The sequence below is a fragment of the Clostridium sp. genome (genome assembly GCF_036660475.1).
Classification (GTDB): Bacteria; Bacillota; Clostridia; order Clostridiales; family Clostridiaceae; genus Clostridium_J.
This window is the reverse complement of sequence record NZ_JAVXAO010000003.1, coordinates 171,295-195,655: the sequence shown is the minus strand read 5'-3', so window position 1 is coordinate 195,655 and position 24,361 is coordinate 171,295. Positions and strand designations below refer to the sequence as shown.

General features: G+C 31.0%; 21 protein-coding genes. 16 read left to right on the top strand and 5 right to left on the bottom strand.

Translation table 11 applies throughout. The annotated features are described in order from the left end of the window. Positions 1–129: 129 nt before the first annotated feature. The 8 genes from RSA29_RS06415 (at position 130) to RSA29_RS06380 (ending at position 8,236) form a co-directional block, all read left to right on the top strand. On the top strand, positions 130–837 hold the full coding sequence (locus tag RSA29_RS06415; RefSeq protein WP_346942601.1) for a response regulator transcription factor: 708 nt from the start codon (positions 130–132) through the stop codon (positions 835–837). Between the two features lie 166 nt (positions 838–1,003). Further along, complete coding sequence (locus RSA29_RS06410) at positions 1,004–1,873, top strand: HAMP domain-containing sensor histidine kinase (protein ID WP_346942602.1); 870 nt, start codon at positions 1,004–1,006, stop codon at positions 1,871–1,873. A 57-nt stretch (positions 1,874–1,930) separates the two neighbouring features. Next, positions 1,931–3,379: a DEAD/DEAH box helicase gene (locus RSA29_RS06405; RefSeq protein WP_346942603.1), complete on the top strand. Its 1,449-nt coding sequence runs from the start codon at positions 1,931–1,933 to the stop codon at positions 3,377–3,379. Between the two features lie 221 nt (positions 3,380–3,600). Next, positions 3,601–4,089: a sigma-70 family RNA polymerase sigma factor gene (locus RSA29_RS06400; protein ID WP_346942604.1), complete on the top strand. Its 489-nt coding sequence runs from the start codon at positions 3,601–3,603 to the stop codon at positions 4,087–4,089. Beyond that, a complete protein-coding gene (locus tag RSA29_RS06395) occupies positions 4,089–4,646 on the top strand; it encodes a zf-HC2 domain-containing protein (RefSeq protein WP_346942605.1) in 558 nt (185 codons plus the stop codon). Before RSA29_RS06400 ends, RSA29_RS06395 begins: the two co-directional genes overlap by 1 nt. Further along, a complete protein-coding gene (locus RSA29_RS06390) occupies positions 4,643–5,437 on the top strand; it encodes a hypothetical protein (protein WP_346942606.1) in 795 nt (264 codons plus the stop codon). Before RSA29_RS06395 ends, RSA29_RS06390 begins: the two co-directional genes overlap by 4 nt. A gap of 409 nt (positions 5,438–5,846) precedes the next feature. Beyond that, the gene (locus RSA29_RS06385; protein ID WP_346942607.1) at positions 5,847–7,067 is read left to right on the top strand and encodes a 5-bromo-4-chloroindolyl phosphate hydrolysis family protein; all 1,221 of its coding nucleotides are present in this window, start codon (positions 5,847–5,849) and stop codon (positions 7,065–7,067) included. Between the two features lie 26 nt (positions 7,068–7,093). Then, the gene (locus tag RSA29_RS06380; protein WP_346942608.1) at positions 7,094–8,236 is read left to right on the top strand and encodes a toxic anion resistance protein; all 1,143 of its coding nucleotides are present in this window, start codon (positions 7,094–7,096) and stop codon (positions 8,234–8,236) included. Between the two features lie 74 nt (positions 8,237–8,310). On the opposite strand, the gene RSA29_RS06375 is transcribed toward RSA29_RS06380, so the two are convergent. Beyond that, positions 8,311–10,395, bottom strand: coding sequence for an SPFH domain-containing protein (locus RSA29_RS06375; RefSeq protein ID WP_346942609.1), 2,085 nt, complete (start codon positions 10,393–10,395; stop codon positions 8,311–8,313). Between the two features lie 362 nt (positions 10,396–10,757). Between RSA29_RS06375 and RSA29_RS06370 the strand changes: the two genes are divergently transcribed. From RSA29_RS06370 to RSA29_RS06335, 8 genes are all read left to right on the top strand, one after another. Next, positions 10,758–10,913, top strand: a complete 156-nt coding sequence (locus tag RSA29_RS06370; RefSeq protein ID WP_346931411.1) for a zinc-ribbon domain-containing protein — start codon at positions 10,758–10,760, stop codon at positions 10,911–10,913. A 294-nt stretch (positions 10,914–11,207) separates the two neighbouring features. Beyond that, positions 11,208–12,578 (top strand): DEAD/DEAH box helicase, encoded by a 1,371-nt coding sequence (locus RSA29_RS06365; RefSeq protein WP_346942610.1) that lies wholly within the window; start codon positions 11,208–11,210, stop codon positions 12,576–12,578. 249 nt (positions 12,579–12,827) lie between these two features. After that, entirely contained in the window at positions 12,828–14,498 is a 1,671-nt protein-coding gene (locus RSA29_RS06360) for a ribonuclease J (RefSeq protein WP_346942611.1), read from the top strand. Between the two features lie 497 nt (positions 14,499–14,995). Beyond that, positions 14,996–16,282 (top strand): hypothetical protein, encoded by a 1,287-nt coding sequence (locus RSA29_RS06355; RefSeq protein ID WP_346942612.1) that lies wholly within the window; start codon positions 14,996–14,998, stop codon positions 16,280–16,282. Beyond that, complete coding sequence (locus RSA29_RS06350) at positions 16,269–16,940, top strand: DUF6320 domain-containing protein (protein ID WP_346942613.1); 672 nt, start codon at positions 16,269–16,271, stop codon at positions 16,938–16,940. Before RSA29_RS06355 ends, RSA29_RS06350 begins: the two co-directional genes overlap by 14 nt. 10 nt (positions 16,941–16,950) lie before the next feature. Next, complete coding sequence (locus RSA29_RS06345) at positions 16,951–17,871, top strand: alpha/beta hydrolase (protein WP_346942614.1); 921 nt, start codon at positions 16,951–16,953, stop codon at positions 17,869–17,871. 210 nt (positions 17,872–18,081) lie between these two features. Continuing rightward, positions 18,082–18,738, top strand: coding sequence for a CpXC domain-containing protein (locus RSA29_RS06340; RefSeq protein WP_346942615.1), 657 nt, complete (start codon positions 18,082–18,084; stop codon positions 18,736–18,738). Positions 18,739–18,878: 140 nt separating this feature from the next. Beyond that, entirely contained in the window at positions 18,879–19,046 is a 168-nt protein-coding gene (locus RSA29_RS06335; RefSeq protein WP_346942616.1) for a hypothetical protein, read from the top strand. A 72-nt stretch (positions 19,047–19,118) separates the two neighbouring features. Here RSA29_RS06335 and alr read toward each other — a convergent pair whose 3' ends face one another. From alr to RSA29_RS06315, 4 genes are all read right to left on the bottom strand, one after another. Next, complete coding sequence (gene alr, locus RSA29_RS06330) at positions 19,119–20,279, bottom strand: alanine racemase (RefSeq protein ID WP_346942617.1); 1,161 nt, start codon at positions 20,277–20,279, stop codon at positions 19,119–19,121. Between the two features lie 39 nt (positions 20,280–20,318). After that, on the bottom strand, positions 20,319–21,770 hold the full coding sequence (locus RSA29_RS06325; RefSeq protein WP_346942618.1) for a PLP-dependent aminotransferase family protein: 1,452 nt from the start codon (positions 21,768–21,770) through the stop codon (positions 20,319–20,321). Between the two features lie 68 nt (positions 21,771–21,838). Next, on the bottom strand, positions 21,839–22,732 hold the full coding sequence (locus RSA29_RS06320) for a D-alanine--D-alanine ligase (protein ID WP_346942619.1): 894 nt from the start codon (positions 22,730–22,732) through the stop codon (positions 21,839–21,841). A gap of 367 nt (positions 22,733–23,099) precedes the next feature. Further along, positions 23,100–24,323: a dicarboxylate/amino acid:cation symporter gene (locus RSA29_RS06315; protein WP_346942620.1), complete on the bottom strand. Its 1,224-nt coding sequence runs from the start codon at positions 24,321–24,323 to the stop codon at positions 23,100–23,102. Positions 24,324–24,361 lie beyond the last annotated feature (38 nt).

The window sequence follows — 24,361 nt, the reverse complement described above, 5'->3', positions numbered from 1 at the left end:
CAAAACTGTGGCAAAGTTAATGAAGGTCCTACTTTATGGTTATTTCATATGAAATATGATATATTTTAAAAAGATGCATAAGAAAAATAGGTGAGAGATACTGCAATAGTAAAGTTAAGAGGTGATTTTTTGGATAAACTTATTTATATAGCAGATGATGAGAAGAATATATGTAATTTAATAAAGTCTTTTTTAATAAAGGATGGTTTTAGGGTTAAAACCTTTTCTACTGGTAATTTATTATTAAATGAGTTTTATGCTGAGCCCTGTGATTTGGTCATATTAGACATAATGATGCCTGGAATGGATGGCCTGTCTATATGTTCAATTCTAAGAAATATAAGTTCTGTTCCTATAATAATAGTTTCGGCTAAGGATAGTGATTTGGATAAGGTTACTGGAATCAATTTAGGCTGTGATGATTATTTGACAAAGCCATTTTCTCCAATTGAACTTTTAGCAAGAATAAAATCTATATTTAGGAGAATAGAGCTAGACACTGAAATTCAGCCAAACCGTAATATTATATTCTTTGGAGATATTGTTATAAATAAAAATCAGTATAGTGCTAAGGTAAATGATATTGATATAAATTTTACGAAGAATGAGCTTTCCTTGATGATTTACCTCATTGAGAATAAAGATAGGGCTATAAGTAGAGATGAACTCCTTAGAAAAGTATGGGATTTTAGAACTAATGAAATAGATACTCGTGCTACAGATGATACTGTTAAGAGGCTTAGAAAAAAGCTAACTGATTATAATTCAAAGACCTGGATTAAAACAATAAGAGGCTTTGGGTTTAGAATATTTGAGGATAATAATAATGAGAAATAATATAAATGATTTAAAAACCCATCCAATTAAATATAAAATACTTAAGCCATTGTTAATCTATATATTAATTTTTTCACTTATTATATTGGGTATATTCAACCTAATTATAAAGTACATATTAGGAAACTACGAAAATATAGCAATATCAAGTAAGGAGCTATTTACAATGAATATTTTTATATTGCTTGTATTATTATGCTCCATTGTTTTTTTCACTTTCTTGGTGTTAAAGCTTTGTAATTCTGTGGCAAAATCTATTTTATTTCTTTCAAATGACGCAAAGAAATTAGCAGAGAGTACATATAAGACAGAGAAGATAAATAGTTTTGATTGTGAAGAAATACAACACTTGAATATTAGTATACATAAGCTAGCCAAAAGGCTTTTTGATTATCATACTTCTCAAAAGATAACAATGGCAAATGCTTCACATGAACTTAGAACTCCTTTGATGTCAATTCAAGGATATGCGGAAGGGATAAAGCACAATGTCTTTGAGGATATTAATGAACCAATAGAAATAATAATTGAGGAGAGTATACATTTAAGTGGTATTGTTAAAAGCATGTTGAAGCTATCAGAGCTAGATTCTCAAAATGCAAAAATAGACTTTCAAAGTATTAATGTGTATTCCACATTAAACAGGTTTGCAAATAAACTAAGAGGACTTGCATTTAAAACTAACAAAACTATATCAATATACGGTAATAAAGATATTCATATAGAAACAGATGAAAGATTACTATCCGAAGCTGTGATTAATGTTTTATCTAATGCACTTAGATATGCTAAGAAAAATATTACGATAAGATTTGAATTAATTCATGGTTATATCCTAATACATATTGAAGATGACGGGGATGGAATCTGTGAAGAGGACATTGAGCATTTATTTACTAGATTTTATAAAGGTGAAAAGGGTAATTTGGGACTTGGATTATCTATTGCACAATCATCTATACATTACCTTGGTGGGGAAATTTCAGCGTATAATTTGAAGAAGGGTGCTTGCTTTGATATAAAGCTAAGCGTTTAGTTACATGCTGTGGTATAATGAAAACTACTATAATGACAGGAAGAAAGAGGAGCTTAAATGACGAAAGCAAATTTTAAAGATTATAAACTAAGTGAGGAAATACTAAAATCTCTTAGTATTTTAAATTATAAAAATCCAACAAAGGTACAGGAGCAAGTTATACCAGTTGCTTTAGAAAATAAAGATGTACTTGTTAAATCACAAACTGGAAGTGGTAAAACAGCAACTTTTGCAATTCCATTATGTGAATTAGTTGATTGGGAAGAAAATAAGCCACAAGCCTTAATACTTACACCAACTAGAGAGCTTGCGATTCAAGTTAAGGAAGATGTATTTAATATAGGTAGATTTAAAAGAATAAAAGTGCCAGCACTTTATGGAAAGTCTTCCTTTGGGCTTCAACGAAAAGAACTAAAGCAAAAGACACATATAGTAGTTGGAACTCCAGGTAGAACAATAGATCATATTAAAGAAGGTAATTTTGTTACAGATAATATAAAGTACCTTGTAATAGATGAAGCAGATGAAATGCTTAGTATGGGGTTTGTAGAGCAGATAGAAGAAATAATAAAAAGTCTGCCAAAAGACCGTGTAACAATGCTATTTTCGGCAACGCTACCAGCGGATATAGATGCTTTATCTAAAAAATACATGAAAGAACCTGTTAAGATAGAGATTGAATCAAAAACTTTAACAGTAGATAAAATAGTACAAGATTGTTACAACGTAGAAGAAACAGGGAAATTAAATCTGCTAAAGGATATAACAACAATAGAAAACCCAGATAGCTGTATAATTTTCTGCAACACACAAGTTAAAGTAGAAACACTTTATCGTGAACTTTCGAAGCTTAAATATCCATGTGATAAAATACATGGAGGCATGGAGCAGGATGATAGAATAAGAGTTATGACTAACTTTAAAAAAGGATATTTTAGATATCTAATAGCTACAGATGTGGCGGCTAGAGGTATAGATATAGATAGTATCTCTCATGTAATAAATTATGATGTACCTATTTTAAGAGAAAACTATGTTCATAGAATAGGAAGAACAGGACGTGCGGGTAAAGAGGGTAGAGCAATTACCTTTGTAATGAGCTCCGATGAGAGACGTATATCTGAGATTAATTCATATACAGGTAAGGATCTTACTTTCAAGAAAGTTCCAAGCAAGAAGCTGGTTACAGAGTTAAAGGATGATTTTGAAAAGAAATTAGCAGAAAAAGCTGAGGTTAAGGAAGAGAAGGGTGCATGTCTTAGTGAAGAGATACTAAAGCTACATATTAACGCTGGTAAAAAAACTAAGATGAGAGCTGTTGATATAGTAGGGACTCTTTGCAGTATAGATGGCATGACTGCCGATGATATCGGAGTTATAAGTGTCCTTGATGTATCGACCTTTGTAGAAGTATTAAACAATAAAGGTGAGATGGTTCTTAAGGAATTACAAACTAAGAATATAAAAGGAAGACCACGTAGAGTTACGAAGGTTGAGGAACAATAAAGTAAAATAGCGTGAAATGCTACCGTAAGCAATTTAATTTGTTTGCGGTATTTTTTTGTGCAGAATTGAATAATAAATCCTGAAATGTTAAAATCAGGTCATATGATGCGGTGTAAGTCATGGTAATTATTTGTCTTGTTGTAAATCATAGTAAAATTATTTAAAAACGATTGTAACAAAATTGGTATTTTGGTGACTAATTGATTGAAAGGGGGATTCAAATGATAAAAATTGAGGATTTATATGAAAAATATAAGGAAGATACCTTCTATTATCTCTTGAGTTTAACTCATAATTCTACACTTTCAGAAGATTTGTTGTCGGAAACATTTTTACATGCTATAAGATCATTGCCAAATTACAAGGGAAAATCAAGCATTAAAACTTGGATTTTTGGAATTGCACGAAATATGTGGTTACAAAATTTAAGGAAATCAAAGGACACAGTGCAATACGATGAACTTTTAGCTATATATTTAACCCATGACATTGAGGAGCATTTTATCCAAAAGCAGGCTATAGATAGGATTTATGAACTGCTAAAATCTAAAGATGATAGAATTCAAAGTGTGGTTAATATGCGAATAGATGGGTTTTCCTATTATGATATAGGATTAAAGCTATGTATATCTGAAAATTCAGCAAGAGTAATTGACTTTAGGACGAAAAAATGGATTAAAACAATTTTAGAAGCGGAGGGTTTGGTGTAATGAAAATAGAAGATATAAATATTTCTTGTGATGTGTGTCTTGACTTAATTCCTCTTGTTCTTGACAATGTGGCAAGTGATGATAGTACAACATTAGTAAATGAACATGTAAAAAGTTGTGAAAGTTGTAAAACAGAATTTAATAGTGAAAATCATGGAGAAAAATTTAAGACAGATGATGAAAAAATAATTAAAGCAATTAGGAAAAGTATTATTTATATTGGATGTGGTTTGCTTACTATAGGTATAATTGTAGGAATTATTGTTTCAAATAGTATGGGTATGTTTTACAATTTAATAATAATGCCAACCATAGGAGCATTAAGTTATTTGATATTTAATAAAAAATGGTATTTAGTATCTGGAGTAATATTTGTGGCTGCGTATATATGGCAATTTATATTATTTAGCCTTGATGGTGCATTTGCATCTGGATTTGCTCTTTGGGCGATTTATACACCAGTATTTTTAGCAGGAATATACTCAGCACTTTCAATATTAGGTGTAATCATTGCGGCGCTATTTAAATTTGCATTTAGAAAGGAGGTAACAAAATGAAGAAAAAAGCTTTAAAAATTATTGCAGGAATTACAGGTATAATATTAATTGGAGTAATTTTATTTCTTGCAAACTCTGTTATAGGGAATCCTATTTCATCAATGATTGCAGAGAAAGATATTAAAGAATATGTGGAAAAAGTGTATCCTAATTTACATTTAGAAATCGAAAATCCAAAATATAGTTTTAAAAGTAACAATTACAGTGCATATGCGACTTCAAAAACAAGTATTGATACACGATTTTATATCTATTGGGCTAATGGAAGTGTACAAAGGGATGATTATAAGAGTTATGTTTTAGGCCTGTTTAATACTCATATTCGTCTTGAAGAGTCAGCTACTAATGAAGTCAATCCATTACTTTCAAAAGTCGAAGGTGTACAAAAAGCAAGAGCAGAATTTAAAAATGAGAATTCTGATAAAAGCTATAATATTATTAAACTGGATATGCCGTTTGAGAAATCATCAAAAGTACCATTTACTATATCTATAAATGTAAATGGAGAGGATAGATCTTTTACTAATTTTTCAAGGATTTTTGAGTCCACTCATAAAATATTAAAGGATAATGGATATAATACTGTGTATTACAATATTTATAGTGAAGATGATAATGGGTATTGTTTAGCTACGATTAATAATGTAAGTGTAGAAGAAATTGAAAGTGGAAACCTTGAAACTCTATTACAGGAATCTTATGCAAATAAAGCCGCTGATGAGATTGCGGATAAAGACAAAGATAAAGAAAAAACACAAGTTGAAAAAAGAATCAGTATTTTCATTAAGTAAGAATTTATCTATTAATTAAATATGAAAGAAAATGTATAGTACATTGATAAAAATTTTGAAAACACCATGAGGTGTAAAAAATTCTAAAAAGAATCACTAGAGATGGTGGTTCTTTTTTATGATTAATAATTCAATATTTTTTATTAAAAAGCTCAAATATAAAAGAAAATATAGAAAGGTGTGTAGCAGTAGGGCAAAATTTTTTTAATAATGGGGACATAATAAAAGTAGTAGGATTTCAAGGAGTGAAAAAATATATAAGTAAAATTCAAAGGAAATATATGTTACAAATTGTTATTTTCATCATTGTACGATATAATTATCTCAACATATAAATATATTAAGTATATTAAATTAAATAGATAATTAGGATTAGCAGTAGGGTAAGGAATAATTTTGAGGAGGAAATATGAGTAAGAAAGATTTTTTTGATTTAGGTGATCAAATTAAGTATACCGTTGAAGATGCAATAAATTCTAGGGACTTTACCAGGCTAAAAAGAGAGATTAGTGATATAGCTGGAAGTACCTTAGATGGAGTTTGGAGAAATTTTAAGGGTGGTAGTAATCAATCACAGGAAAGAGATTATAATTATAATAGAGAAGAACAACAATGGGAAACACCAAGGAACCCAGTTAATAGAAGTGTGAATTACAGTAATGGGATGATTTCTAAAAAGCCAAAGGGACATGTTTCCGGCGTACTATTTATTGTGTTTGGGTCACTAGGAATGGGAGTTTCAGCCATTCTTTTACTTGTTTATGGGCTTATAGACTTTATTTTAGGCAAATATTCAATAGTAAATAGTATTAGTGTAGGAATTTTCCTTATGATTTTTGGTTCTAGCATTTTTACCATGGCAAGAGGTATCAACCTTAAAAAACGTGTAAATCGTTTTAAAAAGTATGTTAAAGGGCTACGTGGTAGAAGCTATTGCTTTATTAATGAATTAGCTACACATAGTAATCAGCCATCAAAATTTGTTGTTAAGGATTTAAAGAAAATGATTAAACTAGGAATGTTTCCACAGGCACATATAGATGATCAGGAAACTTGTCTTATGTTAAATTATGAAGTTTATGAACAATATTTAATGTCAAAGAAGGCTTTAGAACTTCGTAAACAAGAGGAATTAAAACGACAAGAGGAAGAAAAAGCAGCTGAGAATATAAAAGATCCAGCAATGAAAGAGTTAAGGAATGTAATTAATGAGGGTAAGAATTGTATTATGCAAATTAAAGTAGCAAATGATGCAATACCAGGGGAAGAAATTTCAAGGAAGTTATATAGATTAGAGGATATTACTAGTAAAATATTTAATTATGTAGAGAAGCATCCACAAAAACTTCCTGAGATTAATAAGTTTATGAAATATTATCTTCCAATTACATTAAAGCTTGTAAATGGCTATAAAGAGCTAGATGCTCAGCCTATTCAAGGGGAGAATATTATCACAGCAAAACAAGAAATACAGGATATATTAGATACCATAAATGTTGCCTTTGAAAATCTATTAGATAAGTTATTTCAAGATGTAGCCTTTGATATATCTTCTGATATTTCGGTGTTAGAAACAATGCTATCACAGGAAGGGTTAACAGAAAGTGATTTTAAAAAGCAAAGTAAATAGCAATGTAAATAGGAGGAGGAAAAATAATGAGTAATGAAGTAAAGGATAGTTCAAATATTGCACCGTCATTGACCTTTGAACCTTTTCAGGGAAGTGCACCTATTGTTGAAGAAAAGAAAAAAGAAGAGGTACCAGTAGTAGATGAGAGTTATTTAACTCAAGAAGAAAAAAATATGGTGAATGAATTTGCAAGTAAAATTGATATAAATAATTCTAATATGATTCTTCAATATGGAGTAGGAGCACAGAAGAAAATCGCGGATTTTTCTGAAACGGCTCTAGGCAATGTAAAGACTAAGGATTTAGGAGAAATAGGGGATATGCTTTCAAATGTAGTATCAGAATTGAAGAATTTTGATGCCACAGAAGAAAAATCAGGGTTCTTAGGATTTTTTAAGAAAAATGCTAATAAGCTCACCACTATGAAGACAAAATATAATAAAGTTGAAGGAAATATAAATAACATTTGTAGCGTTTTAGAAAGTCATCAAATACAACTTTTAAAAGATGTGGCCATGCTTGATAAGATGTATGAATTAAATAAGGTATATTTCAAAGAACTTTTAATGTATATTTTAGCTGGTAAGAAAAAGCTTAAACAATTAGAAGAGGTAGAACTTCCAATTTTATTAGAAAAAGCACAACTCAGTGGACTTCCAGAAGATGCACAGATGGCTAATGATTTTGCTTCTTTATGCAATAGATTTGACAAGAAAATCCATGATTTAGAATTGACACGAATGATTTCAATTCAGATGGCACCTCAGATACGTCTTGTTCAGAATAATGATACCTTGATGTCTGAGAAAATCCAATCTACAATTGTCAATACTATCCCACTATGGAAGAGTCAGATGGTATTAGCTCTTGGGGTTGCTCATTCTAGCCAAGCGGCTAAGGTTCAACATGAAGTAACGGATATGACAAATGAACTTCTTCGCAAGAATGCAGAAACCTTGAAAATGTCCACGATTGAGACTGCTAAGGAATCTGAAAGAGGAATTGTTGACATTGAAACATTGCGTATAACAAATGAATCTTTAATTTCAACGCTTGATGAAGTAATTCGTATACAAGTAGAGGGAAAACAAAAACGTAAGGAAGCTGAGGCAGAATTAAACCATATTGAAGAGGCTTTAAAAAATAAGCTTCTTAATATGAGAGGCTAGAACAGAATATAATAAAAGTTAAAAACCAGAGTGGAATTTTGTTAAATTCCACTCTGGTTTTATGTGTTTTAAAATTAAACTTTATTTACTATTTCAGCTTCTTTAATTATTGGAGCACCGGAGTTAAAAGAAAGGTTACTTAATAACTCTTTTTTTAGCTTTTCCACTTCTTCACTTGAAATAGAATTCGAATCATAATTTGTATTTGTTAATTTTTCACTTAGGAGTAGCATTATTAGAGATTCAAAGGCATTTGATGTTGAACCCTCACCACCTGAATTAACAATTGTCTTAGGAACAATATCAATTTTTCCTTCTTTAATTGCATTTGCAAAGGAAGACATTACATCAGTTATAACTTTGTATTGAGGACCTCCATAAGCATTAACTTGTTCTTTGGCAGCAATAGCCTTGGAAATACCAACTCTTGCTTCCTTATCCGCATCTGCTTCTGCAATTACTTTAACACGGAAGGCATCAGCTTCAGATTGTTGTTTTACTTTATATGCTTCAGCTTCTGCTAGCTTTTGAATCTTCTCAGCGTCTTGGCGGGCCTTTTGTAGTTCGGCCTTACCTTGGTTTTCTTGGATTCTGATATTGATATCAGATTCAGTTAATACTGTTTGCTGTTTAGCTATAGCTTCAGCAGCTCTAAGTTCTTTTTCTTTTTCAGCTGCCTTTTGTTGAGTGTCGTAAGTTTCTAGTTGCTCCTTAGCAACCTGTCTACTTCTTAATTGAGTTAAGATAGTCTCTATAGCATTGTCATTGTCAGAACCTCTAGGAGTTCCTATTAACACTTCTTCTAACTCTAAGTTATAATGATTAAATTTCTCCTTCATCTCCTGAGTACTTAGGTTTTGAATTTCTGTCCTAAAGTGGATAATATCTAGTAAAGTACGGGAGTTACCAATATTTTTAAAGTATGCGGATATCATTGGATCAAGGGTTTGTTCTACTAGCATTTTAATATCCCCAAAGCGTTGAATTACAAGTGGAGCTTTTTTATAATCAATATGGAATACTACAGAAAGTGGCAATAATGGTTCAAATGCATCCTTAGTAATGATTGCAACTTCTGAAAGATTATCATCTAAGCGATGATTGCCAGTTTGATTAGAAATCCATTTTAATATTACGTTAGTTGTTGGAACCTTTATAATAGAACCACTATAGGTATTGAAAGCATATTTTCCAGGCATTAAGCCTTCACTCCATACTCCTCGGCATCCCTTTTTAACAAGTTCACCATGTTTATAATCACTACCGGAGGAATCTTCACCCTTATCTCCAGTGTAACTTACAACAACTCCTAAGTATCCAATTGGAATTATTGTCTTTGGAAGTAGTTCTATTGAAGCGAATAAGCGGTTAATGTGATAACTACCATCGGAAAGTACTTGATATTGTCTTCCTCTAAATCCACCAGCGTTTAAAAATGCATCTATGTCTTGGAAGTTGTTATGATAGTTCACATCAGATGGATTGTCACCTACAGTTGGACAAATAATATTATCTGAAGGTAAAGAAGGGCCGTCATGAGTTGTCACAATCCCAACCTGGTCAGCGGAACCTTCTATAATAACTGGAACAAATCCATTACGTTCTGTAATGAGTTTTGCCATTCTACCTAAAGATTCTTGTTCGCCTTTATCTCCAGATTTAAGACTGTATATTCTATTTTCAGTAATAATCACAAATATAGCTAAGTTAAATGCATAAGTACCCTCTCTTATAATTCCTCTTTGAGGACCTTTTTGACCACCATTATTTAAAAATTCTCCAACATTTTGAAAGTTATTTGCTTCAGGTATTATTCTACCTAAGGTTTGAGCTGGTTCTAAGGACTTACCATCTCTAGCAAATACATAAGCAATTTTACCTTGAGGTACTGTTACTAATGGAACAATATGAGTCTTGTACATCAAAGGTGTCTTGAAATGAATACCACCTCTTAGAACATTAGGTTGATATCCAGCTTCTCCATGTAGTGCGATAATTTGTTCTTTTAGAGATCCTTTTGTAGACCACCATTTTTCAACTATAGCAATTTTATCATTTGGAATGATTCTGAAGCCTAAAAGCCATAGCAAAAACCATAACCCAAGTATCCCGCCTAAGACTTCAAGGACAATTTTAATTAGACCTGCCTGTAATAACATATTCTAACCTCCATTAATTTAATTGATGAACATAGAACAATTGGTTGAATGTATATTTGCGATTATCTTATATATATATTGTAGTAAAAATTGGTTAGAACTGAAATTCATTGGGTTTTTAATCTTTGTTTAAAATTTAACATTTAACAAAAATTAAAAAAATTAAAATAAATTAAAAAAAATTAAAAAAAATTAAAAAAATGCTTGCATTAATATATAGATGTGTTATACTAAGTAAGTAGTTCAGATGAACGTCTGATACAAAATAAAAAAAAGATAAAGATTTAATATAGATAAAGAACTTCTCCTAATTAGAGAGTAATTAATCAAATATAATCTTTAATTTTAAGGAGGAAAACAACATGACAGATAAAACAATATCATGCAGAGACTGCGGACAAGATTTCATATTTACAACTGGTGAGCAAGAATTCTACAAAGAAAAAGGATTCGATAACGAGCCTACAAGATGTATGGATTGCAGAAGAGCTAAGAAACAACAAAATAACAGAAGATAATTAATATTTTCATTAAAGAGCTGTTTTGAAAGGATTTTATATCATTTCAAAATAGCTTTTTCTTTAGTTAATAGTAGTTACTCTCATAATGTATAATTAAGAAATGATTAAACAATTATCATTATGAAATAGAACTTTTATAATATAAGAAATAGAATAAAAATCATTTGTATAGATAGTTCTACATTAAAAGTCATTTTTGTGAAAATCATGATATTTAGTGAGAAAACCTATATAATTTACAATAAAATAAACATTAGGCATTAAAGGATAATGACCAAAAAAGGAGAAAATATGATATTTGAAAATTTAGATATAATTAAACCAATACAAAAGGCTTTGAAGGATGAAGGGTATAAGACTCCTACACCGATACAAGAGAAAGCCATTCCATCAATACTTGAGGGAAAAGATTTACTAGGATGTGCACAAACAGGGACAGGTAAAACAGCTGCCTTTGCAGTGCCAGTACTACAAAATATATATAATGACAAGGATAATAATAAGGCTACAAAAGGAACTAGAAAGATAAGTGCCTTAGTTTTAGCACCAACTAGAGAGCTTGCAATACAAATTGGAGAAAGCTTCACATCATACTCTTGCTATATGAATATGAGAAATACAGTTATTTTCGGTGGAGTATCACAAGGATCACAGGCTAAGGCTTTACATGACGGAATTGATGTATTAGTTGCAACTCCAGGAAGATTACTTGATTTAATAAACCAAAAACTTGTGGATTTAAGTCATGTTAAATATTTTGTACTTGATGAGGCAGATCGTATGCTTGATATGGGTATGATTAATGATGTTAAAAAGATAATTGCAAGGATGCCAAGTGAGAGACAAAATATGTTATTCTCTGCTACAATGCCAAGAGAAATTTCAAATTTAGTTAACTCAATCCTTAGAAATCCTGTAAAAATAGAGGTTACACCAGTTTCATCTACTACAGAAACTATTACTCAAGGTGTATATTTTGTAGACAAGAAGAATAAGAAGGATTTACTTATTGAACTTCTAAAAGATGATACAATTACATCTGTATTGGTATTCTCAAGAACAAAGCATGGAGCTGATAAGATTACAGGAAATCTTGTAAATGCAGGGGTTGAAGCTAAGGCTATCCATGGTAATAAATCTCAAAATGCTAGACAACTAGCCCTTAAGAATTTTAAGGATGGAAAAATAAGAGTACTAGTAGCTACAGATATTGCTGCAAGGGGAATTGATGTAGATGAGTTATCATATGTAATCAATTATGACTTCCCAGATATACCTGAGACTTATGTTCATAGAATTGGACGTACTGGAAGAGCTGGATATAGTGGAACTGCATATTCATTCTGTGATATTGAAGAGAGAACTAATTTAAAAGATATAGAGAAGCTTATAGGAAAGAAAATACCTACTATGGAAGAAAATCCGTATCCTGCTGTAATCTTTACTATTCCTGAAAAAACTAAATCAAATACCGGAAGAGGTAGAAATTCGGGAAGAAGTAGCAATGGTAATACTCAAGGAGAAGGAAAATCTGGACTACCTAAGAAGATAAACCAAAATGGTACTGAAGTTAAGAAGAGTAACAAAAGTTGGGGTTATGGCAGTGGCAGTGGAAAAGGTAAAAGTCAAAGAAGTAGCCAAGGTAGACCCAAAAGCAAATAATAAGTGATTAGACATTTAAAAATAAATAGTATGTAATTTTAAGGGAACCACTTTTAATAAAAGTGGTTCCTTTAGTGCGTTTGGTTTATGAATACTTTATATATTATGTATTTTAATTAATCTATAACACATAATAAGTAAATATAGATAGTTAAGACATCTTCAAAAAATAAATAAGTCATTATCTTTGATTTGTTATTTATGTTTAGATACTTAAATAGAAATCTGAGTTCAAAAGGAAGGGATTTTATGGAAGAAAAAATGTGTGTTAAAGTAATAGCGCTAGGTGGATTAGGCGAAATTGGGAAAAATATTACAGCTTTTGAATATGGTGAAGAAATTATTGTTATAGATTGTGGAATTGCATTTCCAGATGAAGAGATGTATGGAGTGGATTTAATAATTCCTGATATAGCATATTTAATAGAAAATAAAGAAAAGGTAAAAGGTTTTTTTCTAACACATGGACATGAAGATCATATTGGTTCATTACCATATATTTTAAAGCAATTAAATGTACCTGTTTATGGCACTAGACTGACACTAGGGATATTAGAGAATAAACTTAGGGAACATTCTATATATAAAGAATGTACTCTAAACACGGTGGAAGCTGGAGAAGTAGTTGAATTAGAAAATATTAAGGTGGAATTTATAAGAAACACTCATAGTATAGCTGATTCATGTTCTATTGCAATCCACACTCCAGTGGGAGTTATATTACATACAGGAGATTTTAAGGTTGATTATACGCCTATTGATGGACTTACAATGGATTTAGAAAGGATTTCAACATTAGGTAGAGAGGGCATATTACTATTAATGGCTGATAGTACAAATGTGGAAAGACAGGGTCATAGTGTATCAGAAAAATCCATAGGTCAAACGTTAAATAAGATATTTTCAACAGCTAAGGGAAGAGTGATAGTTGCTACATTTGCATCTAATATACATAGGATGCAACAAATAGCTAATGCATCAATCTATTATAAAAGAAAGGTTGTTTTTAGCGGTAGAAGTATGGAAAATATATCCAAGGTGGCCATGGAGCTTGGATATCTACACATACCAGAGGGTACAATTATAAGTGTAGACGATATGGTGAATTATAAGAATGAAGAGATAACTATAATAACCACAGGGAGCCAGGGAGAACCTATGGCGGCATTAGCAAGAATAGCTTTTTCAACTCATAGAAAAATAAAGTTGGAACAAGAGGATTTAGTAATTATATCTGCTTCACCTATTCCAGGAAATGACAAGCTTATAGGTAAGGTTATTAATGAACTTTATAAAAGAGGTGCTGATGTTATTTATAAGGCACTAGAAGATGTTCATGTGTCTGGTCATGCATGCCAAGAGGAATTAAAGCTAATACATGCTTTAGTACACCCAAAATATTTTATGCCGATCCATGGAGAGTTTAGACATTTAAAACATCATAAGGATTTAGCAGTTGGACTAGGAATGAATGAAAAGAATATATTTATAATGGGTACTGGAGATGTTTTACAACTTTCAGATGAAGAAGCAAAGGTAAGTGGAAAGGTACGTACAGGTAGGGTATTTGTAGATGGTATTGGAGTTGGTGATGTCGGAAATATAGTGCTTAGGGATAGAAGATACCTAGCACAGGATGGTATGGTTACAGTAGTAATAGCAATTGATAAGGAAACATATAGTATAATAGCTGGACCGGATATTATAACAAGAGGGTTTGTCTATGCTAAGGATAAAGATGCTGAAGAAATGATTAATAAGTCAAAGGAGATAGCAAGAAGAGAAATTACTAATTCTCTTGAAAATAAGATTGTAGAGTGGTATGTACTAAAATTAAATGTGAAGAGATCTCTAGAGAAATTTTTGTATGAACAAACTAAAAGAAGACCTACCATAATACCAATAATTGTAGAGGTTTAGTTTATATTAAATTTAAGCATGCTTTTAAGGGTGTGCTTTTTTAACGTATAGGAAAGCATAAAAATTTTAATATATAAAAGTTAAAATAAATTACGGGAATTACAATGTTTTTATGTTTTTATGTTTTTATGTTCTTAGAGGGTTCAAAGCTTAGAGGTGACAGGGTTTGAGCCTCCTAGGGAAAGTGCGAATTTCAGCGCAATTATTAACTTAAAATTCTACTGAAATTATTTTATTAGGTTTTAAATAAGGTGTTGAGAATAACTTCAACAATGAAATGAAACATAACCATATTTTAAGATTTCTATAGTAGAACAAAATTTAAAAATCATTTTCAAAAAGTAAAGTAATGAAAAAGTAAGGTTACTTTGTTATAATAAGGAAGTGTTCTTTAATAAGGCATCTGAAAATAAATAAGAAGTCAAATAGTCGAACATATTGACCTATTTATTTTCAAAAGATGACTAATAAGACGGAGCAAAGAAAGAGTGAATAAAATGAATAGAAAAAATCAACATACAAAGTGGCGAGGACTCGACAATACTGCAAAAATATTCCCAGTTATAGCTAGTGAGAAGCTCAGCAATGTTTTCCGAGTATCGGCTACATTAAAACAAGAGATTATACCGGAGGTTTTACAAAAGGCATTACAGGATATACTACCTTGGTTTGATGGGTTTAATGTAAGGTTAAGAAGAGGATTTTTCTGGTACTATTTTGAAACAAATAAAAAGGTTCCAATAATAGAGAATGAAGCCACATATCCGTGTAAATATATAGATCCAAATAGTAATCAGCAATTTTTATTTCGTGTTTCTTACTACAAAAAGAGAATTAACTTAGAGGTTTTCCATGCAATTACAGATGGAATGGGAGCACTTAATTTTTTAAAGGAGCTTACCTATCATTATTTAAATCTAGTAAAATTAGAAAATCCAGGGGAAGAAGTATATAAAAGACCAAGTAGAGATTGTATTCTTAATGTGGAAGATAGCTATCTTAAGAATTATAAAAAAATGCCTAAAAAAACCTATGGTACAAAAAAGGCATATCAGTTAAAGGGCTCTGTAGTATATTTAGATGCAGTTAGTGTTATTCATGGATATATTGACATACCTATACTTAAAAAAGTTTGCAAGGAGAAGGGTGTAAGTATTACAAAATACCTAGTAGCGCTACTTATATGGTGTATTTATGAAGAGTACTTAAATAAGCAAGAAAACCCTAATCCAATTTCAATTAATCTACCTGTAAATTTAAGGTCATTCTTTGAATCTACAACTACGATGAACTTTTTTGCAGTAACTGCTATTGAATTTTTATCAGATGGAGAGGAACATACTTTTGATGAAATAATTTCCCTTGTAAGTACGCAAATGGATGATAGTATAACCAAGGAAAAGCTACAAGAGACTATTTCATACAATGTTTCTAATGAGAAAAAATTAATGATACGATTTGTTCCACTAGCATTCAAATATATTGCATTACAATTTATTTATAGCAAAATTAGCAAAGCAAATACCACAACCTTATCAAATTTAGGCAAGATTACTGTTCTTCCCGAGTTTGAAGCGGACATAGAGAATTTTCATTTTTTAATAGGTGTTTCTAAAAAGCAGAAAATGAAGTGTGGGGTATGTTCATATAAAGATAAGTTAATAGTCAATTTTACAACGGTTTTAGCAGATACATATTTACAAAGAGCTTTCTTTCGTGCTTTAGCAAAAGAAGGTATTCCTGTAGATATAGAAAGTAATGGTGTATTAAATGAAAAAATGTAAAAGATGCAATGTGAATATATTAGATGAAACTCATACTTGTCCTTTATGCATAGGACTATTAGAGGTGGATGAAGTTGAGGATAAAGTAGACAGTATGTATCCAGTGATATATTTCGATATAAATAAATTTAATACCATAAAAAAAATATTTGTATTTATTCTTATCCTCGTTGCAGCAGGGTTAGGATTTATAAATTATATTACCTATACAGGAGTTGTATGGTCAATAATTGCAGTAGTTGGTATTATTTATTTTGGAATTACAGTTACATATTCTATAATGAATAATGCAAATTTGGCTTCTAAAATTTTAGTGCAAACAATAGGTGCAGGTATCTTATTAGTTGTTATTGATAATGTGATTGGGTATAGAGGTTGGTCAGTAAATTATGCAATACCTGGAATTATAATGTTTGCAAATTTAGCTATTGTACTACTTATGATTGTAAATCCAATGAACTGGCAGAGCTATTTTATGTATCAGATTGCTATAACTATATTTAGCTTTATTCCATTAATTTTATTTTGGGTAGGATTAATTAGTCAGCCGCTTTTAGCTAGTCTAACAAGTGGAATTTCAATTATTATCCTAGTTGGAACCATAGTTTTTGGGGATAGAAGTGTAAAAAATGAACTGATTAGAAGGTTCTATACTTAGGAGAGAATATATGAAGAATAGAAAGACTAGTATTAGGGGGAATTTAGTCCGTGAATTTATTGGGAATGTAATAGAGACTTCTTTAGGTGAACCGATTCAGACGGGTAAATTTAGAAAACATCCAATAGAGCCATCATGGAAATGCCCTAGTGGATATTCCTATGAAAAGATAGAGATGGAAAATTTCGAAATGGAGTATTTAAAGCCGGAAGGTGCATCGAATGGAAAAATAGTTTTACAGCTTCATGGAGGCGGATATATTGGACCAATGAAAAATGTATATAGAAGGTTTGCTATAAATTACTCAGAAATCATGGAAGGTGGAGATGTACTAACCATAGATTATAGAGTAGCTCCAGAAAATCCATATCCAGCGGCTCTAAATGATGCTATAGTTGCATATAAATGGCTTGTAGAAAAGCAGAAATATAATTTAGAAAATTTAATAGTAGTAGGTGATTCAGCAGGAGGCGGATTAGCATTAGCATTATGTCTATATTTAAGAGATAATTTTATGTCACTGCCAGCAGGAGTAGTTCTTATGTCTCCTTGGACGGATTTAACTAATAGTGGTGCAAGTTACACAGACAATTTTGATATAGATCCACTATTTGGACGTTCTACAAATAATATGTTGTACAATTCAACATATATTGGAAATGAAGATCCTTATAATCCATATATCTCTCCGGTATATGGAGATTTTAATGGGTTTCCACCTATGTTAATGCAAGTGGGGACTCATGAGGTGTTATTAAGTGATACACTGACAGTTGCAGAAAGGGCCAATGCACAAAATGGAAACGTAAAACTATCAGTCTATGAAGGGATGTTCCATGTATTTCAGATGGTAGGGGACATGATTCCTGAAAGTAAGGATGCTTGGAATGAGGTAAGTAATTTTATTAGAAAAGATATATTTAAAAAATAAAATAAAAGGATATTTAGGTTGATGCGTTGAATATTATGTGTAATTGGGAAACTACTTTAACAAGACATATGAAATAAAATGCTAAGTAAAAGATTTAGGGCATATTTGCTGGAATACAAGAGATTTTAATGGTATAGTATTCGCTAAATAGATCATAAATTCAATAGTTATTTTGGGAATATGTTTGATATACACTGGGGGGAATGCGTAATGTCAATTAAAAAGAGTGGGAAAATAACTTGTCCTAAATGTTCAGCTAAGTTTGAAGTAAGCATATGGGATAGTGTTAATGTAGCAGTAGATAAGGGTGCAAAGGAAGATATACTTTCACAGAAGTTATTTAACCACTGCTGTCCTGAATGCGGAGAAATAACTCACCTATTAACAGATTGTATGTATCATGATATGGATAAAAAAATACTTATATATTTATTACCAAATTATGATGAAAATGAAGAAAAATTAATGAGCAGGTTAGAGGAGTTATCTAACAACTTTACTTCTAAATTTGGAGCAGATTATGTATTAAGGGTTGTAAAAACAGCTAATGACCTTAGAGAAAAAATCAAGATATTTGATGAAAATCTTCAAGATACTATTGTAGAAATGAGCAAAGTATTCTATGTTTCTGATATAGAGGAAAAAAAACCTGAATTTATCTTATCAAATATATACTTTGATAAGGATGAAAATTACGATGAAAATATTTTTGTATGTTTAGATATGGAAGGAAATGCACTGTCTTGTGAATTTAATATGGGATTGTATGAATCACTTAAAAAACGTTATGGTATTGAAGTGTCAATGAAAAGAAGTAATAGCTTTGAAGTAATTGATAAGAATTGGATTAATAAATTTCTAAATTAAAGTTTAAGACGTTTACTTCAATTGCATAAAACAACTATTCTTTGGTAATTATAATGATAAAGATTTATAGATTATTAAGCTTTAAAACTAAAACGTAATAATTTGTAACTAAGTAAATTATAACTAAGGAGGAATGTAATATGGGTAGTGTATTTGGATATGTAGGTCCAGAAGGGTTATCAGATGAAAATTTAGAAGATGAAATGGATTTTTATGAAGTTGGTAACCAAGAGTGCATAAGGTGTGCTAATAGAACTTCTGTGAATGAGAGAAAACTCTGTAATGAATGTTATGAATTATGGGGTTAATTATTTAAAATGCTAACATGTTAAAATAATAAGATAGGTCCATTAGGGGCCTATCTTATTTAATGTACTTTATTAAATATAATTTCTAACATTGATTATAGCTCCATTTTTAATATATACCCTAGGAATTCTATGCTTAAGCATACAAAGTATCTCATAGTTAATTGTACCTAAGGTTTCTGCTAAATCATCTGCATTTAATCTTAAATTTCCTACTTCACCTAAAATTATTACTTCATCCCCGGTCTTAACAACACCTACATCTGTAACATCAATCATGCATTGATCCATGCAAATTCTACCGACTACATTAGCAAACTTTCCATTTATAATTACTTTAGCGCCATTGCCAAGTAGCCTAGAATAGCCATCCCCATAACCAATTGGGAGAGTTGCTATAGTGGTTTTCTTTTCGGTTTTAAAGGTTTTACCATAGCTAATGTACATATCTTCATCTAATTCCTTTACATGGGCTATTTTCCCCTTTAATGTTAGAGCTGGTTTAAGTGAGATATTACCCTTATTAACTTCATTAGAAGGATAATATCCATACAGTAGAATTCCAGGTCTTACTGCATTTAAGTAAGTTTCAGGCATATCAATAATTGCTCCACTATTTGAAAAGTGCTTTAAAGAAATATCTATTCCAAGAGATTTTAAATCCTTAATAAGAGTTGTGAATTTTAGAAGTTGCTCATTAGAATAGGATTTATCTTCTTCATCTGAAGTAGCAAAGTGAGAGAAGATTCCAATGGGTTCTAAACCTTCTAAGGAACATATTTCACATACTTCTTTTATAGTATTTTTATTAGGAAGAAATCCTATTCTGCCCATACCAGTATCTATAGCAATATGAATTTTCACCTTTTTATTCAGCGTTAAGGCTAGTTCAGATAATTGTTTTGCATATTCTAAATCATAAACTGTTTGTTCTATATTATTATTTATTAAATTCTCACCTAGCTCTATAGGTGTATACCCAAGTACTAGTATAGGTGCATTAATATTATTTCTTCTAAGTTCAAGTGCTTCACTGATCATTGCTACACCAAGGATTGAAGCGCCATTTTCAAGAAGGGTTGGGACTACGTCTATAGCACCATGACCATAGCAATCAGCTTTTACAATTGCTATTAATTCTTTGTCTTTAATTAAATTTTTTATACTTTGTGTATTGTATGCTATTGCATCCAAATCTATTTCAGCCCATACAGGTCTCATTATCTTTTCCAATTTTATACCTCATAATTTCTTTCATTAGTTTAATTAAGTTTATACTTCGCTGAGCAATTTTATATTCTTACCGATTATTTTAATACCTTTTTCTATATCCTCATCACTTACTCTCCCAAAGCCAATTCTAAAAGTATCTATTTGTTTATTGTTTTCATAGAAAATATCACCAGCCATGAATAGTACATTATCTTCATAGCATAGGTCTAAAAGTTTTCTTGCATTTAGGTTATTCTTGAGTTTTATAAATATATGAAGCCCACCTTCGCCGGTTACAGATTCATAGGTAATATATTTCTCAACCATATCCATAACTAGGTTGTATTTATCTCTATAGTATTTTCTTACATTCTTTAAATATCGGTTAAAGGCACCACTTTTTAAATAGTAGTAGAATGCACTTTGGTCTAAGAATGAAGAGTGAATAGTTCTTCCTCTTTTTGCACTTTCTAAAACATCTATTAGTTTTTCGTCACCAAGAATCCAACCAATTCGAAGACCAGGGAATAATATCTTTGAAAGACTTCCTACGTATATAACCCCATTGCCTTTACCGCAAAGTGAAGCTATGGGATCGATAGGTGAGCTAGAGTAGAGTAATTCTTCATTAAAGCCATCTTCAATTATAGGTACAGAGTATTTTTTGAAGAGACTATATATTTCTCTTCTTCTCTGTGTTTTAGTTACTATACCTGTGGGATTATTGTAGGATGGAATTAAATAGCCAAACTTAGGATTGTAGCGTTCTAATGCATTATTAAGTTCAGTTAGGTTTAGACCTTCTTTATCCATGTTAATCTGTATAATACTAAGACCATGAGATTTCATAATCTTTAATGCAGTGTTATGGGTTGGCTTCTCGCATAGAATAACATCTCCGGGAGTTGTTAAACAGCTGATAATTATATCAAAGGCTTCAGTGAAACCATTAGTTATTAAAATATCTTTACCTACAGTATTTACGTTTTTTTCTTCCATATACTGAAAGAAGTAATCGATTAGTGGCTGATATCCTTTAGCGTATCCATAGTTTAGAAGATTGGAACCTTCATATGCCCATGCATCTAAAAGTGATCTTTTAAAATCATCAAGATTGAAGAGGCCGTTTTCAGGTGAAATAGACTTGAATGATATCATTCCTTCTTTATAGGCAGGTTCACTTTTTATAATATCCAGATTATGAAGTGTAGAGCCATAATCATTAACTTTTGACAGAAAGTCAACATTGTATTCTTGACACTGGGTTTCGTACTCCATTAAAATAAATGTGCCAATACCTGGCTTTGTAATTATTATTCCTTTACTTTCTAAATCCTCATAGGCAGAAATAACAGAATTTCTACTTATGCCTAGAAGTTTGCTAGATTCTCTTGTAGAAGGAAGTTTACTGTTCTTTTTTAATTCGCCTCTTTTTATTCCTAGAGTAATATGTCGCTCTATTTGTATATAAATTGGTTCTTCATTGTTTATAATAAGATTAGAAAATATCAATGTTAATCACCACCCATTTGCGTATGTGCTATAAGCTTAATATTATCATTAGTAATTACTATTTGTCATTATTTTAATGAGTACTCAATAATTTTATCAAGTAATTCTGAATAACTAATGTTTGCAGCCTGTGCACTTTTAGGAAATAGGGAGTTTTTAGTCATTCCTGGTAAGGTATTTAACTCAAGTACATAAGGTTTTCCGTTGTATACTATTATATCAACTCTTACATAAGCTTTACAATCAAAGATCCGATAGCACTCTTCACCTATTTGTCTTATTTCTCTATGGAGTTCTTTAGGGAGTGTTGCAACCTTTTCTTCAGTATTAATATCTGAATACTTACATTTATAATCAAAGAATTTTCCCTGATGAGAAATTGAAAGAATAGGTAATGCCTCTCCATTTAAAATAGGAACAGTATATTCATATCCATTTAAGTATTCTTCAATGAGTACTTCATCACTATATTTATAAGCTTCTTTAATAGCAGCATTTAACTCAGCTCTAGTATAAACTAAAGATATACCGATACTTGATCCGCCATTATTAGGTTTAACTATCATGGGGTATTTTATTTTCTCAATGTTATTTAAATCTATTGAGTCATTTATATATATACTGACACCACTAGCGATATTAATGTTTTCAGCTTTTAAAATTCTTTTAGTTTGCTTCTTATTCATGCATAGGGCACTAGTTAATGGATTACTTCCTGAATAGGGTATTTCAAGGCTTTCTAATATACTTTGAATTGAACCATCTTCTCCAAATTCGCCATGTAAAGCTAAGAAAGCAAAATCTAAACCTACAGTTTTATCTATAATTTCCTTTTTTGAATCTATAATTAATGGTATAACATTATATTTATTTTTGTCTAAGTTTTTGATTATTTCTGCACCAGATTGAAGTGATACATCTCTTTCAGAAGATGTTCCACCCATTAATACTCCAACTTTCATCTTTATCTCTCCTTTAAATACTTGGTGTGTATCATCACACAATACTTGATTTATCGAATGTCTAACCCGCTGGAAACCATATTTTTTTAGTGAGGTTAGATAAATTATATCTATAATATATTCTATTACAATATGAGCAGAATGAAAGTACCAGTAATGTAAGGAATTAAAGTGAGGGTGGTTTGTATTATTAGCGTTATGTATTATTTTAGATTTTTGAAGTATTAAGGCTTTAGCAAATTGAGGTTACAAATTGGTTTAGCGCAGGTAATATGAAGTCATTACCAACGATGCTTTAAAATATTACCTACAGGTTAAATGAACTAGAATAGCTATGGTATAACGAGTAAAAGTGCCTAGAATTAATCTAGGCACTTTTTTCTGTAAACTTAGATATTACCATTGTACAAACAGTGTTTCCAACTGAATTTAGTAGAGTAGCGGGTGCGTCTATTATGGTCGCAATTACTAGCATTATAGCTAAAGCTTCGGGTGGGAATCCAAATAGACTTAAGATTAGCATTTCACCTATGGCCCCTCCACCTGGTACAGCACCCACCACAGCTCCAATTAACAATCCACTACCTAATATAACGAGAAGAGACCCGATGCTGTCCATGTCTTTGCCAAAGAGTGAAAATAGAAACATTATCTTAAATATTCCACCGATAACAGAACCATCTTTATGGATGTTAACTCCTAAAGGCATAATTATTTTAGCTAGTGTATCAGAAACACCCATTCTTTTAGCTGCAGCGATATTAACTGGGATACAAGCAGCGCTTGAACAGGTTGATATAGCGGTTATTGATGGTGTAGTAGCATTATTCCAAAATAGCTTAACACCTTTTGATTTCCCAGATATATAGGCATATAGGGTGAAAAACAAAGTGAAGTATATTATTGAAACCCCTAGGTATAGTATAAAGACTTTGGCATATCCATTTAATATTTGGCCACCTAACTGTCCAACTACATTGGCAAAGTATGCAGCAATTCCAATAGGTGCATAGAACATAATTATATTAATAACCTTCATAGTTACTGCTGCACCGCTGTTTAAAAATGATAAAAATGGCTTTCCATCTTCTTTAGAGAGCATTGTAGCAAAGCCTATAAGAATAGAGAATATTATTAATGCAAGCAAATTACTTCTTGATAATAAATCTGAAAAGTTTCCAACTGAAATACTTGATACTATCTTACCTAATATGCTGATGTCTTTCCCAGCTTGTATTTCACTGCCAGTGGATAAGTCAGTAAATATAGATAAGTTTAATCCACTAGTTGGGTCAAATAGTTTAAAACTAACAACTCCTATTATTCCAGAAATTATAGCGGTTATTGCAAAAACTATTATAGATACAGTAAGGATTCTACTAAGTTTTTGTGAACTACCAAGATTTGCAATGGCAGAAGAGATATTAAAGAATACAAGGGGTATTAATATGGTAAATATTAAATTTAAGAATATATCGCCAAGGGGGGCGAGTATACTTGCTTTTTCACCCATAATAAGACCTATGCATCCACCTAGTATAGTTGCAAATAATAATATTAATGATGACTTATAGTTTTTTAAAAATTTCATTTTTAAATCCTCCTTAAGTGATTATATGATATAGATTA